Annotated in this window: 11 protein-coding genes; 8 read left to right on the top strand and 3 right to left on the bottom strand. The window is 59.6% G+C overall.

The window, feature by feature from the left end:
- Window positions 1–4: 4 nt before the first annotated feature.
- From AACY11_RS03935 to AACY11_RS03925, 3 genes are all read right to left on the bottom strand, one after another.
- Entirely contained in the window at window positions 5–1,345 is a 1,341-nt protein-coding gene (locus tag AACY11_RS03935) for a hypothetical protein (RefSeq protein ID WP_339493910.1), read from the bottom strand.
- A 1,039-nt stretch (window positions 1,346–2,384) separates the two neighbouring features.
- Window positions 2,385–3,701, bottom strand: coding sequence for a bifunctional DedA family/phosphatase PAP2 family protein (locus tag AACY11_RS03930; protein ID WP_339464727.1), 1,317 nt, complete (start codon window positions 3,699–3,701; stop codon window positions 2,385–2,387).
- Window positions 3,702–3,782: 81 nt separating this feature from the next.
- Entirely contained in the window at window positions 3,783–4,481 is a 699-nt protein-coding gene (locus AACY11_RS03925; RefSeq protein ID WP_339464726.1) for a DNA-3-methyladenine glycosylase, read from the bottom strand.
- A 177-nt stretch (window positions 4,482–4,658) separates the two neighbouring features.
- On the opposite strand from AACY11_RS03925, the gene AACY11_RS03920 reads away from it, so the two are divergent.
- The 8 genes from AACY11_RS03920 to AACY11_RS03885 all read left to right on the top strand — a co-directional run bounded on the left by AACY11_RS03920 (window position 4,659) and on the right by AACY11_RS03885 (window position 12,744).
- Window positions 4,659–5,930 (top strand): glutamate-5-semialdehyde dehydrogenase, encoded by a 1,272-nt coding sequence (locus AACY11_RS03920; RefSeq protein WP_339431345.1) that lies wholly within the window; start codon window positions 4,659–4,661, stop codon window positions 5,928–5,930.
- Window positions 5,899–6,621: a nicotinate-nucleotide adenylyltransferase gene (nadD, locus tag AACY11_RS03915; RefSeq protein WP_339431346.1), complete on the top strand. Its 723-nt coding sequence runs from the start codon at window positions 5,899–5,901 to the stop codon at window positions 6,619–6,621. The genes AACY11_RS03920 and nadD overlap by 32 nt, the downstream gene beginning before the upstream one ends.
- 72 nt (window positions 6,622–6,693) lie before the next feature.
- The gene (gene rsfS / locus AACY11_RS03910; protein WP_187678819.1) at window positions 6,694–7,188 is read left to right on the top strand and encodes a ribosome silencing factor; all 495 of its coding nucleotides are present in this window, start codon (window positions 6,694–6,696) and stop codon (window positions 7,186–7,188) included.
- A gap of 9 nt (window positions 7,189–7,197) precedes the next feature.
- A complete protein-coding gene (gene rlmH, locus AACY11_RS03905) occupies window positions 7,198–7,665 on the top strand; it encodes a 23S rRNA (pseudouridine(1915)-N(3))-methyltransferase RlmH (RefSeq protein WP_339431347.1) in 468 nt (155 codons plus the stop codon).
- A 10-nt stretch (window positions 7,666–7,675) separates the two neighbouring features.
- A complete protein-coding gene (gene mrdA / locus AACY11_RS03900; protein WP_339431348.1) occupies window positions 7,676–9,571 on the top strand; it encodes a penicillin-binding protein 2 in 1,896 nt (631 codons plus the stop codon).
- Between the two features lie 31 nt (window positions 9,572–9,602).
- On the top strand, window positions 9,603–10,706 hold the full coding sequence (gene rodA / locus AACY11_RS03895) for a rod shape-determining protein RodA (RefSeq protein WP_221730279.1): 1,104 nt from the start codon (window positions 9,603–9,605) through the stop codon (window positions 10,704–10,706).
- A 17-nt stretch (window positions 10,707–10,723) separates the two neighbouring features.
- Window positions 10,724–11,734 (top strand): lytic murein transglycosylase B, encoded by a 1,011-nt coding sequence (mltB, locus tag AACY11_RS03890; RefSeq protein WP_339464725.1) that lies wholly within the window; start codon window positions 10,724–10,726, stop codon window positions 11,732–11,734.
- The gene (locus AACY11_RS03885) at window positions 11,734–12,744 is read left to right on the top strand and encodes a septal ring lytic transglycosylase RlpA family protein (RefSeq protein ID WP_339431350.1); all 1,011 of its coding nucleotides are present in this window, start codon (window positions 11,734–11,736) and stop codon (window positions 12,742–12,744) included. The genes mltB and AACY11_RS03885 overlap by 1 nt, the downstream gene beginning before the upstream one ends.
- Window positions 12,745–12,836 lie beyond the last annotated feature (92 nt).

Raw genomic sequence — 12,836 nt, 5'->3', positions numbered from 1 at the left:
TTTGTCAGGTGCCCGTGACTCCGGGCCAGGTGATGTCATGACCGAACTCGTTTTTGTTGCCCGACAGTCTAAGTATCGGCAGGCCAGCCGCCTCGACCTTGTCGATCAGTTGGTCATATTCCGGGTAATTGCGGTGACCCGCATGGGTGGCCGCTTCGATGCGCTCGGCATGTGTACCTGCTTGTAGCGTGATGTCCTCGACCTTGGCGCCCTTGGTCAGTGTCGAGTTCAACAGCCAGATACGGTCTGCCTCAAGCCCGCTTCTGGTGACCGAAATCAAACCCTCGAAATCGTCGGAAGGAAACCAGGTCGGAGGCGTCAGGCGGGCCGCGGAGTTGAACAGGTAATTTTCTTCATGCGGGACAACTTCCAGATTGCGGGTGTCCAGGGCATACAGAAACATTTCCTTTTGCCGCGTTCGGATGGGCTCGTAATCGCGCTCGTAATCCCAGGCAATCGGGCTATCGGCCTCGGACCAGTCTGACGAGTCGGCGTTTTCTATGTCGCTGGCGTCACTGGCATGACTGTCCGAGTCGCTGGCGTCGGCGTCCCGTCCCGGGTACTTGTTGGTCTGGCTGTTGAACTGCAAGTACTCGGGATCGGGCGCGCTGGCGTACATCTGGCCTTCTTTCAGGCTGAAGGTCGCGCTCATCGGCTTGTGAGTCGTAGCGCCGGGTTCGTGGTGGTAACGAGGCAGCATGGTGTCGTCATTGGCCAGTTCGAACGGCGTACGCTCGTCGCCCCGAAAGAGCGCTGGAATGTCGGTCCGGTACAGGCAGTTGTACTTGTTGCGCAGATAACCCATTTTGCTCAAGAGTGCTTCGCGCAGTTCGAATGTCATGCTGGTCTCGGGGTTGTACCAGTCGTGACGTGCGTTGCGTTTGAGATTCAACTCCTCGACGGCATCGCGGCTCAGTTGATCGAGTCGTTGGGGATTGTTGATGTCTTCGGTCAGGCGTTTGTGCGCCAGCGCCCATTGGGGCATTGTCAGCTCGGTCTGCAGGTGTCGCTGCAAACGGATCAATTGGCTCGGCAGCAGGTTGAACGATTGCAGGAACGTCTCGCGTTGCGTGAGGTTCGAGTCCGGCAGCATCCAGCGCAGGCCGTTGCGCAGTAAGTCTGTCACCGGGTTTTTGGCAGGGCGAGGCTCGGCCCATTGCGCAGGTCTTCCGCTGGACTGGACTTGAGCCCTGAAACGCACGATGTCCTGACCTTCAATCCCGTAGACCTCCCATAGCTGGTGATCGGTCCATTGCTTCAAGTGCGTGGGGTGTGAGCCGAAACCGTTGGCGGGCGGGTCGACCTGAACCCAATTGGCGAACTGATCCCTGAATGCAAAAAGCATGTTGGAGTCCTTCGAACCGAAGACGGGCCTTAGTTCGTAATAACCCTGCGAATCCGGAGAGCGTCCTGTTGGCGAGTATCGGCTTTGATCAATGTATGTGGGTGTGTCGAGTGGGCGAGGTCTTTTGGCGGTGGACATCAGATCAGGCCGCTCGCTGATTGGCGGAGCGGGCCTTTTGGGTAAGGCGATGTTTTGCGTCTGACGCTCAGGGCTGACCACGGGACGTTCGCTGACCTGTTGTGTCAGCCGCCAGGTGGGGAGTCCGTCGTTTTTATAGAGGAGGGGACCCGACGGTGTTCGCTCTGTCAGAAACTTGCCGCGATAGTTACCGAACTCGTCAAGGGCGACATGCATGGTTTGCAAAGTGCCCTCGTATTCCACGTCGACAAACCTGCGCCCGACGACCCAGCGAAAACCTTCTGCATCCGCGGGTTTCATGCCGCGCAGAAAATTTTCTGAAAGCCAGTAGTCACTCACGGAGCCGTCGTTTTTGCGGGGGGCAAAGCCTTGCCGCGGCGCGGGAGTGACTTCAACAGCAGGCTGCCGGGAAAGATCGGTGCCTGTGACAGGTTTTATAGATGAATTCGTAGGATTCGGTGAATCAGTGAGCCCGGCTCTATAGGGTACAAAAGGATCGAAAATTACGTCGGGGCGTTGTGATGCAGGCGTCATTGGATCTGGCGCTTTTACGTTTGATGTTGGGGGTTTTCGAGGTAACTTCGGACTCATGAACTACTCAGTACTGGATATATGAAAATATCGTGTCGTTTTTATTGATAAAAAATGCGGGTGGTTGTTGGTGAATAAGTTGCTGAGTCGAATTTAACTGAATTCCACAGATATGAAAGGCGCCACGGCCTTGCTCTCAAGCAAAATATGTAACTTTGATTGTTGGATTCGAAGTATGACGCTGTTCTTGCGCTGTGAATCAAGAATATTTACTTGGCGTCGGTAAGTTGGAGTAGGGGGATAACACTGCTCTCGTCGGAAGTTTCCTTAAAGAGCAGTGCGGAGGGCGTGATAGTTGTAAATCGATTTATTAGTAGGCGTAGCGCAACAGTGTATGTGGCAAATGACGCAGTACGAAAAAACCGAACAGTGTCACCATGGCCGGCAGAATCAGCCACCAGACTTTTACCGGCATTGCATTGAGCGGTAATTTGCGTTGGCTCAGCCACAGGCTCGCCGCACACACGCCAGCGGCCAGCATGGCGCCGGCGAGAATATCCGTCGGCCAGTGCGCTCCCAGATAGACGCGCGACAGAGCAATTGCCAAGGCCGGAATGCAGGCGATCATCAGCCACGTCAGGCGCATGCGTGACGGCTGCCCGCGTCCGGCGAGGACGGCCAGAGCCAGGAACAAGGCGAACGATCCCGAGGCGTGGCCGCTGGGCATGCTGTAACTGGTAAGCGGGTCGGTCAGCACGTCCGGGCGTACCCGGGCGAAAAACTGTTTGGTCGCGGTGTTGGCCAGGGCGGTGCAGAGAAGGGTGCTGCCGACGAAAATCGCCTGACGCCACTGCCGACAAAGCAACAGCAGGACGGTCAGCAGGATGCTGAACATCAGCATGTTGCGGAACTCGCCGATCAGGGTGAGCGTGACCGCGACTTCATCCAGCACGGGTTGACGATGCTCCTGCACCAGCGTCATCACGCCTTGGTCGAGGGCTGTCAGGTGCGGATAGCCGATGAACAGGCCGATCAGAATCAACAGGTTCATGCTGCTGATCCAGATCGTTGCGCGGCGATGCCGGCGCAGGCTGCTGTTCACACTGAGGCCGACCACGGCTGCGATACAGCCGGCGACAATCCCGGCCTCAAGCCAGAACCCTTCGGGCAATGGCAGGCGGATCGCTGCTCCGGTGGCCCAGCCTGGCAGCAGGTAGGCCAGACTCCAGCCGGCGGCGGCCAGAAGGCTGACGGCGGCGAAGCGCGGGAAGGGCATGTCGCACATCCCGGCGACCATCGGCAACATGGGCCGCAACGGGCCGATGAAGCGTCCGACCAGCAGGCTGGCGATGCCGTAGCGCTGAAAATAGGTTTCGGCGCCGGCCATCCATTCCGGGTGATGGCGCAGTCCGGGCAGTCGCCGGATGTTCTGATGAAAGTGTCGGCCGAGGAAGTACGAAACCAGATCACCGAATATCCCGCCGAGGAAACCCAGCAACAGGGTTTCGCTCAACGACAGCGCGCCGCTGCCGGCCAGCACGGTCACGGCAAACAGCAACACCGTGCCGGGCACGATCAGCCCGACAATCGCCAGGCATTCGGCAAAGGCAACAATGAACACCGCTGCGGCCAGCCACTGTGGATTGGCCGCCAGCCAACCGGTCACGCTATCGAGCCATGGGCCCATACAGACAAACTCCATCAAATCTTCAAATAGCCCATGGGGCGCTTAACCTTCAACGGCACACCGCTCAATGCGGGAGCGTGTTCAGGGCAATACAAAATAATCCCGGCCTTCGACCTGACCCCGTCGCAGCGGGTTGCGCGTGCACCATTGCGCATAGGTCGCGTCGACGAAACGGTACATCAGGTGTTCGTCACGGCCATGAGGAATGCCCAATCTCGTGGTTTGAATAACGTGCGAGGGCGCAGGCCCCGTGTCCTCAACGAGCAGCAACTGATGATCGAAACGCTTGGCGTCCCACACTGGCACCTTCAATCCCAGCGCTTTGCACAGCAACGTCTGTCCGGCGCAGAGCTTTTGCGACGGTCGCGCCTGACCCTGAGCATCAGGGTTGTTCAGCAGCATCTGCGCCAGACTCGCCGGGCCACTGATCTCATCGACCCACGGATAGGCCGACTTGATCAACACCGCATTGCCCGGCCCTTGCGCGCTGAAGTTCAGCGAATCGCCGCCGCGTGCGTAATACATATAAATGTGCCCGCCATCCAGAAACAAAGCCTTACGCTTTTCTGTGTAGCCGAGCGATGCATGACTGCCTTTTTCCGCGCAGTAATACGCTTCGGTTTCGATGATGCGCGCGCTGAGCCACAAATCAGCAACGCGATGGCGGATGACTTTGCCGAGCAGATCCTTGGCCAGTGTTTGGGCATCGCGGTCGAAAAAAGCGTCCGGGAGTCCCTGCAGCAGGTGTCCGGCGCGGGTGCGAACGGTCTGGTTGGGCATGGCAGGCGATATTTATCCAGGCGGAGGAGGTCGTGATGATAACAATCCAAGGCTTAATTACGCCTGAACATCGGCCAATCACTGTTCATTTCGACCATCCGCCCGTCACCGCTGTTAGTCCCGGGATGCGACAGCTATAATCTGCCGCTTTCCTCTTCGCCAAGACCCCAGCAGACCATGACTGAGTCCGTTCTTGACTACATGACCCGATTGGGTCGCGCCGCCCGCGAGGCTTCCCGGGTCATCGGCCGTGCCAGCACCGCGCAGAAAAACCGCGCCCTGCAGGCTGCTGCCAATGCTTTGGACGCCGCACGCGCCGAGCTGGCGGCAGCCAACGAACAGGATCTGGCTGCCGGTCGCGCCAATGGTCTGGAGCCCGCATTGCTGGAGCGCCTGGAACTCACCCCGGCGCGCATTGACGGCATGATCGTCGGCCTGCGTCAGGTTGCCGCGCTGCCAGACCCGGTCGGCGCCATCCGTGACATGAGCTTTCGCCCGTCGGGCATTCAGGTCGGCAAGATGCGCGTGCCGCTGGGCGTGATCGGGATCATCTACGAATCGCGCCCCAACGTGACCATCGATGCCGCCAGTCTGTGCCTGAAATCGGGTAATGCGACCATTTTGCGCGGTGGCTCCGAAGCGATTCATTCCAACCGTGCGATTGCCGCATGCATCCAGCGTGGTCTGGCCGAGGCGCAATTGCCGGCAGCGGTGGTGCAAGTGGTCGAAACCACTGACCGTGCCGCTGTTGGCGCGATGATCACCATGCCCGAGTACGTCGACGTGATCGTGCCGCGCGGCGGCCGTGGTCTGATCGAACGCATCAGTCGCGATGCTCGCGTGCCGGTGATCAAGCATCTGGACGGCATCTGCCACGTCTATGTCAGCGAACACGCCGACCTGGACAAAGCCCAGCGCATCGCCTTCAACGCCAAGACCTATCGGTATGGCATTTGCGGCGCGATGGAGACCTTGCTGGTCGATCAAACCGTTGCCAAGGATTTCCTGCCATCGATGGCTGCCCAGTTCCGCGAAAAAGGCGTCGAACTGCGTGGTTGCGAGTGCACCCGGGCGATCATCGACGCCGTGCCGGCCAGTGAAGACGACTGGAACACCGAGTATCTGGCGCCAATCCTGTCGATCCGTGTGGTCGACGGTCTCGATCAGGCCATTGAACACATCAACCATTACGGCTCCCATCACACCGACTCGATCGTCAGCGAAAACCTCGCCGACACGCGGCGGTTTGTGGCTGAAGTCGATTCGGCGTCGGTGATGATCAACACGCCGACCTGCTTCGCCGATGGATTTGAATACGGATTGGGTGCCGAGATCGGCATTTCTACTGATAAGCTGCACGCCCGCGGCCCGGTGGGTCTTGAGGGGCTGACCTGCGAGAAGTACATCGTGGTCGGTGATGGCCAGTTACGCGGCCAGGCGACGGTCTGACTTGGCCGACCTCGACCTGACAGCGACGCCATCGGGCAGCGAGCCCCGCCCACTGCGCATTGGCATATTGGGCGGCACCTTCGATCCGGTGCACATTGGCCATTTGCGCGGCGCGCTGGAAGTGGCCGAAACGCTGGCACTGGATGAGTTGCGTCTGACGCCGAGCGCGCGACCGCCGCATCGCGATACACCGCAGGTGTCGGCGCAGGATCGCTTGGCGATGGTCGAGTGCGCGGTGGCCGGAGTGCCGCCGCTGGTGGTGGACGCCCGCGAATTGCAGCGGGACAAACCGTCCTGGACCATTGATACCCTGGAGTTGATGCGTGCCGAAATGGCCGCCGAGACCCAGGTTTTTCTGCTTTTGGGCTGGGACGCATTTTGCGGCCTGCCCACTTGGCATCGCTGGGAAGAGTTGCTCCAGCATTGCCACATCCTGGTGCTACAGCGCCCGGACGCCGACAGCGAACCGCCGGATGCCTTGCGCAACCTGCTGGCAGCGCGTTCGGTGAGCGACCCGCTGGCCCTGAAAGGGCCGAGCGGACAGATTGCATTCGTCTGGCAGACACCGCTCGCGGTTTCCGCCACCCAGATCCGTCAACTGCTGGCCAGCGGTAAGTCGGTACGTTTCCTGGTGCCCGACGCGGTCCTGGCCTACATCGATGCGCACGGTCTTTACCGTGCGTCGAACTGAACAAGGCGTGCTTCACTGATACGGATCACCGTGTCGCCAAGCCGCCGAATACATGAGCAAAACGAGTTTTATATGACTGACAAAGACCAAACCAAAGTAAAGCGCAAAGGCACATTCAAGAGCGCCCCGCTGCCAGAGCCGGTCAACACCAACGAGCCGCTGAAAGGTGACGACCTGGTCAAGCTGGCCGTGGCTGCACTGGAAGACGTCAAGGCGCAAGATATCCAGATCATCGATGTTCGCGACAAGCAGAGCATCACTGACTACATGATCATCGCCACCGGTACTTCCAATCGCCAGATCAACGCGATGCTGGATAAGGTTCGCGAAGAAGTCAAAAAGCAGGGCGCCAAGCCGCTGGGCGAAGAAGGCAAGGGCGACAGCGACTGGGTGCTGCTCGACCTGGACCTGGTGATCGTGCACATGATGACCGCCTCGGCGCGTCAGTTCTACGACCTGGAACGCCTGTGGGCCGGTGCCGAGCAAAGCCGCGCGGCCGACGCCAAACACCACAGCCCGGAAAACACCCACGAGCATTTCACCAAGCTCAACAAAGACCAGCTCTAAGGGATCGCTGTGCGACTGCGACTGATCGCCGTCGGTTCACGCATGCCCAAGTGGGTGGAAGAAGGCTGGCATGAATATGCCAAGCGTCTTCCGTCCGAGCTGGCGCTGGAACTGGTGGAAATACCGCTCAATACCCGTGGCAAGAATGCTGACGTGGCTCGTTTCATCCGCCAGGAAGGCGAAGCCATGCTGGCCAAGGTCGGGCAGAACGAGCGGATCGTCACGCTGGAAGTCCACGGCAAACCCTGGAGTACCGAGCAACTGGCGGTCGAACTCGACCGTTGGCGGCTGGATTCGCGCACGGTCAATTTCATGGTTGGTGGCCCGGAAGGGCTGGCGCCGCAAGTCTGTGCTCGTGCCGATCAACGCTGGTCGTTGTCACCGCTGACGCTGCCGCATCCGCTGGTGCGGATTCTGATCGGCGAACAGTTGTACCGTGCCTGGACCGTGCTGTCCGGTCACCCTTACCACAAGTAAGCCTGCCCTCATGTCTCAGCCGATCCGCATCAAGGACCACGAAAAAGACGCACGCCTGGTGCGTAGCCGCGTCATATTCGGGGCCGTTGTGGTGGTGGCGCTGATCTGTGTGCTAATCGCACGGCTTTATTTCTTGCAGGTGATCCAGTACGAGTACCACTCGACCCTCTCGGAGAACAACCGCGTCCATGTGCAGCCGATCCCGCCGACGCGTGGGCTGATTTTCGACCGCAATGGCGTCGTGGTGGCCGACAACCGGCCAAGCTTCAGTCTGAGCATGACCCGCGAGCGCTCCGGCGACTGGCAGCAAGTGCTCGACGTGATCGTCGAAGTGCTAGGGCTGACGCCCGAAGACCGGGTGATCTTCGAGAAGCGCATGCGTCAGGGGCGTCGGCCGTTCGAGCCGGTACCGATCCTGTTCGAATTGACGGAGGAGCAGATCGCCCGCATCGCCGTGAACCAGTTCCGTCTGCCGGGCGTGGAAGTGATTGCGCAACTGGTCCGTCACTACCCGCAGGGCGCGCATTTTGCGCACTCGGTGGGTTACATGGGGCGGATCAACGAGAAAGAACTCAAAAGCCTCGACCCGGTCAACTACAGCGGCACCCATCACATCGGCAAGACCGGCATCGAGCGTTTCTACGAGCCGGAGTTACACGGTCAGGTGGGTTACGAGGAAGTCGAGACCAACGCCCGTGGCCGCGTCTTGCGTGTGCTCAAGCGGACCGATCCGATTCCCGGCAAGGACATCGTTCTGAGCCTGGACATCAAGTTGCAGGAAGCGGCCGAGGCGGCATTGGGCGGACGTCGCGGTGCGGTGGTCGCGCTCGATCCGAGAACTGGCGAAGTGCTGGCGATGGTCAGTCAGCCGAGTTTTGACCCGAACCTGTTCGTGACCGGGATCAGCTTCAAGGCATACGCCGAGTTGCGTGATTCCATTGACCGGCCTCTGTTCAACCGCGTGCTGCGCGGTCTGTACCCGCCGGGCTCGACGATCAAACCGGCGGTGGCGATTGCCGGCCTCGATTCAGGGGTTGTGACGGCGTCGAGCCGGGTGTTCGACCCGGGTTACTACATGCTGCCCAACTACGATCACAAATACCGCAACTGGAACCGCACCGGTGACGGCTTCGTCGACCTCGACACAGCGATCATGCGGTCCAACGACACCTACTTCTATGACTTGGCCCATAAGCTGGGCATTGATCGGCTGTCGGCTTACATGAACAAGTTCGGCATCGGCAAGAAGGTCTCGCTGGACATGTTCGAAGAATCCCCAGGCCTGATGCCTTCGCGTGAGTGGAAGCGGGCGACACGCAAGCAGGCGTGGTTCCCGGGCGAGACGCTGATCCTGGGGATCGGCCAGGGCTATATGCAAGCGACGCCGCTTCAGTTGGCCCAAGCCACGGCGCTGGTAGCGAACAAAGGCGTGTGGAACCGGCCGCACCTGGCCAAAACCCTCGAAGGGGTGAAACCGGTGGACGAAAACCCGATGCCGGACATTATCCTGCGTGACCCGTCGGACTGGAACAAGGTCAACCACGGCATGCAGCAGGTGATGCACGGTGCCCGGGGCACCGCGCGCAAAGCGGCAATCGGTGCGCAATACCGGATCGCCGGCAAATCGGGTACCGCTCAGGTGGTCGCGATCAAGCAGGGCGAGAAGTACGACCGCTCCAAGGTTCAGGAGCGCCATCGCGACCACGCGTTGTTCGTCGGTTTCGCCCCGGCCGACGATCCACGAATCGTCGTGTCGGTGATGGTTGAGAACGGTGAGTCCGGCTCCGGTGTTGCCGCGCCCGTCGTGCGTCAGGTCATGGACGCCTGGTTGCTGGATCAGGACGGACATTTGAAGGCCGAATACGCCAGTCCAATCAGTGCGGAGGCTACGGCCCGTGATGAATAACTTTGATCGCATGCTCTCCAGCGAGGATGTGATGCGTCGCCGCGCGACGTTGCTGCAAAAACTGCATATCGATGGCCCTTTGTTGATCCTGTTGCTGATTCTCGCCGCCGGCAGCCTGTTCGTGCTGTATTCGGCCAGCGGCAAGAACTGGGATCTGCTGGCCAAACAGGCCACTTCGTTCGGCATCGGTCTGGTGTCGATGATCGTCATCGCCCAGTTCGAACCGCGCTTCATGGCCCGTTGGGTGCCGCTCGGCTATGTGATCGGGGTGGTGTTGCTGATGGTGGTGGACATCATGGGCCACAACGCCATGGGCGCGACACGCTGGATCAACATTCCCGGGGTGATCCGCTTCCAGCCCTCCGAGTTCATGAAAATCCTCATGCCGGCGACCATAGCCTGGTATCTGTCGAAACGGACATTGCCGCCACAACTCAAGCATGTCGGCATCAGTTTGATGCTGATCGGTGTGCCGTTCATTCTGATCGTGCGTCAGCCGGACCTCGGTACTTCGCTGCTGATTCTGGCGGGCGGAGCGTTCGTGCTGTTCATGGGCGGGTTGCGCTGGCGCTGGATTCTCAGCGTATTGGCCGCCGCCGTACCCGTGGCGGTCGCCATGTGGTTTTTCATCATGCACGACTACCAGAAGCAACGAATCCTGACGTTCCTTGACCCGGAAAGCGATCCGCTCGGTACGGGCTGGAACATCATTCAGTCGAAAGCGGCGATCGGTTCCGGCGGCGTGTTCGGCAAGGGATGGCTGCTCGGCACCCAATCGCATCTGGACTTCCTGCCTGAAAGTCACACCGACTTCATCATTGCAGTACTTGGCGAAGAGTTCGGCCTGGTGGGCATTTGCGTGCTGCTGCTGATCTATCTTTTGTTGATTGGCCGGGGGCTGGTGATCACGGCACAGGCACAAACATTGTTCGGCAAATTGCTCGCCGGTGCATTGACCATGACGTTTTTTGTTTACGTTTTCGTCAACATCGGTATGGTCAGTGGCCTGTTACCGGTTGTAGGGGTGCCGTTGCCGTTCATTAGCTACGGAGGAACTTCGCTGGTGACATTGCTGTCAGCGTTTGGGGTTTTGATGTCGATCCATACCCATCGCAAGTGGATCGCGCAGGTTTGAATAAGGTGAAGATTTCAATGCAAGTAATGCGTGGCTGGGCGACTCGATGCGCGCCGTGGGTTGGCCTGGTAGGCATCCTCGGTAGCGTGCAGGACGCGCTGGCCGGCGAATACGAAGGCTCGCCGCAGGTGGCCGAATTCGTCGGTGAAATGACCCGCGACTACGGCTTTGCCGGTGAGCAACTGATGGGTGTGTTTCGCGAGGCGCAGCGCAAGCAGTCGATTCTCGACGCCATCTCCCGACCCGCCGAGCGGGTCAAACAATGGAAAGAATACCGTCCGATGTTCATCACGGACGCACGTATCGCCCGTGGTGTCGACTTTTGGCGTCAGCATGAGGCGACGCTGGCCCGTGCCGAACAGGAGTACGGCGTGCCGGCACAAGTCATCGTGTCGATCATTGGCGTTGAAACCTTTTTCGGACGTAATACCGGTAATTTCCGGGTGATCGACGCCTTGTCCACGCTCGGATTCGACTATCCTCCCCGTGCCGAATTTTTCCGCAAGGAACTGCGTGAGTTCCTGCTGCTGGCGCGTGAAGAGCAGGTCGATCCATTGACCCTGAAAGGCTCTTACGCAGGCGCCATGGGCCTGCCGCAGTTCATGCCGAGCAGCTTTCGCGCCTATGCGGTGGATTTCGACGGTGACGGTCACATCAATATCTGGACCAATCCGGATGATGCGATCGGCAGCGTCGCGAGTTATTTCAAGCGTCACGGTTGGGTCGCTGGCGAGCCAGTGGTCAGCCGTGCAGACGTACGTGGCGAACAGGTCGATGAAGGCCTGACCACCGGTATCGAGCCGACGAAAACCGTTGGGGAGTTGCGAGCGCTGGGCTGGTCGAGTCATGATGCGCTGCGCGATGACATGCCAGTCACTGCATTTCGTCTCGAAGGCGAAAACGGCCCTGAATACTGGATGGGCCTGAAGAATTTTTACGCGATCACGCGTTATAACCGCAGCGTGATGTACGCCATGGCCGTACATCAACTGTCTGAACAGCTGGTAAAAGCACGGGGCGTCAAGTAATGCGGGCATTGCCTATCAACAAACCCCTGAAACTGGTGGCATTCACTGCGTTGGCGGTGCTGGTCGCCAGTTGTTCGACCAGCCGTTCACCGACTCAAAAGACATCGTCTACCGCTGTGCGCGCGCAGCCGGGTCTGGATATCAACCGGGCGCACAAAGACGGCGCGCCTTGGTGGGACGTCGATGTCTCGCGCATCCCGGATGCCACGCCGACCCTGCACACCGGCCCGTACAAGGCCAACCCTTACACGGTGCTGGGAAAAACCTATTTCCCGTTGCAAGAATCGAAGTCGTATGTCGCTTCTGGCACAGCGTCCTGGTATGGCACCAAGTTCCATGGCCAGAACACCGCCAACGGCGAGGTCTATGACCTGTACGGCATGAGTGCCGCCCACAAGACCTTGCCACTGCCAAGTTACGTTCGGGTGACCAATCTGGACAACAACAAGAGCGTGATTCTGCGGGTCAACGACCGCGGCCCGTTCTACTCCGACCGCATCATCGATTTGTCCTACGCTGCCGCCAAGAAGCTGGGGTACGCCGAAATCGGCACCGCGCGGGTCAAGGTCGAAGGCATTGATCCGCAACAATGGTGGGCTGCCAAGGGGCGTCCGGCACCTTTGATGCTCAACGAGCCGCAAGTCGCGCAAAATAGCGCCCCGGTGATCACGGCCTCGGCCGGCACCGTTGAGCAATGGACGCCGCCGGTGCAGCAACACGCCGCGGCCGTCGTGCCGGTTCAGCTCGATGCAAAAAAAAACGCTTCTGCACCAGCATCTGGCCAGTATCTGCAGGTGGGCGCGTTCGCCAACCCGGACGCTGCAGAGCTCCTGAGGGCGAAGCTCAGCGGGATGGTGAGCGCTCCGGTCTTCATCAGTTCGATCGTGCGCAATCAGCAGACCCTGCACCGGGTACGTCTGGGGCCGATCGGTTCGCCGGGTGAGATTGCCCAGGTACAGAACAGCGTCCGCCTGGCCAACCTTGGTTCGCCAAGTGTGGTTTCGGAGTAAGCAATACGCAGGACTTGATTGACGATTCACCAGCGATTGGGGGTGAATCAGGTTGTTGGCTCGTCGAAGAATAAAAGCCCGGCAAGGGTGAC

It is taken from the genome of Pseudomonas sp. RA_105y_Pfl2_P56 (assembly GCF_963970845.1).
Taxonomy (GTDB): Bacteria; Pseudomonadota; Gammaproteobacteria; order Pseudomonadales; family Pseudomonadaceae; genus Aquipseudomonas; species Aquipseudomonas baetica_A.
This window is presented reverse-complemented; position numbering and strand designations above follow the sequence as displayed.

Coding starts and splice junctions, on each gene's coding strand:
- AACY11_RS03935 (WP_339493910.1), bottom strand. CDS start 1,345: ATGCTTTTTGCATTCAGGGATCAGTTCGCCAATTGGGTTCAGGTCGAC.
- mltB (WP_339464725.1), top strand. CDS start 10,724: ATGCAAGTAATGCGTGGCTGGGCGACTCGATGCGCGCCGTGGGTTGGC.
- AACY11_RS03920 (WP_339431345.1), top strand. CDS start 4,659: ATGACTGAGTCCGTTCTTGACTACATGACCCGATTGGGTCGCGCCGCC.
- mrdA (WP_339431348.1), top strand. CDS start 7,676: ATGTCTCAGCCGATCCGCATCAAGGACCACGAAAAAGACGCACGCCTG.
- AACY11_RS03885 (WP_339431350.1), top strand. CDS start 11,734: ATGCGGGCATTGCCTATCAACAAACCCCTGAAACTGGTGGCATTCACT.
- AACY11_RS03925 (WP_339464726.1), bottom strand. CDS start 4,481: ATGCCCAACCAGACCGTTCGCACCCGCGCCGGACACCTGCTGCAGGGA.
- AACY11_RS03930 (WP_339464727.1), bottom strand. CDS start 3,701: ATGGGCCCATGGCTCGATAGCGTGACCGGTTGGCTGGCGGCCAATCCA.
- rodA (WP_221730279.1), top strand. CDS start 9,603: ATGCGTCGCCGCGCGACGTTGCTGCAAAAACTGCATATCGATGGCCCT.
- rsfS (WP_187678819.1), top strand. CDS start 6,694: ATGACTGACAAAGACCAAACCAAAGTAAAGCGCAAAGGCACATTCAAG.
- nadD (WP_339431346.1), top strand. CDS start 5,899: ATGGCCAGTTACGCGGCCAGGCGACGGTCTGACTTGGCCGACCTCGAC.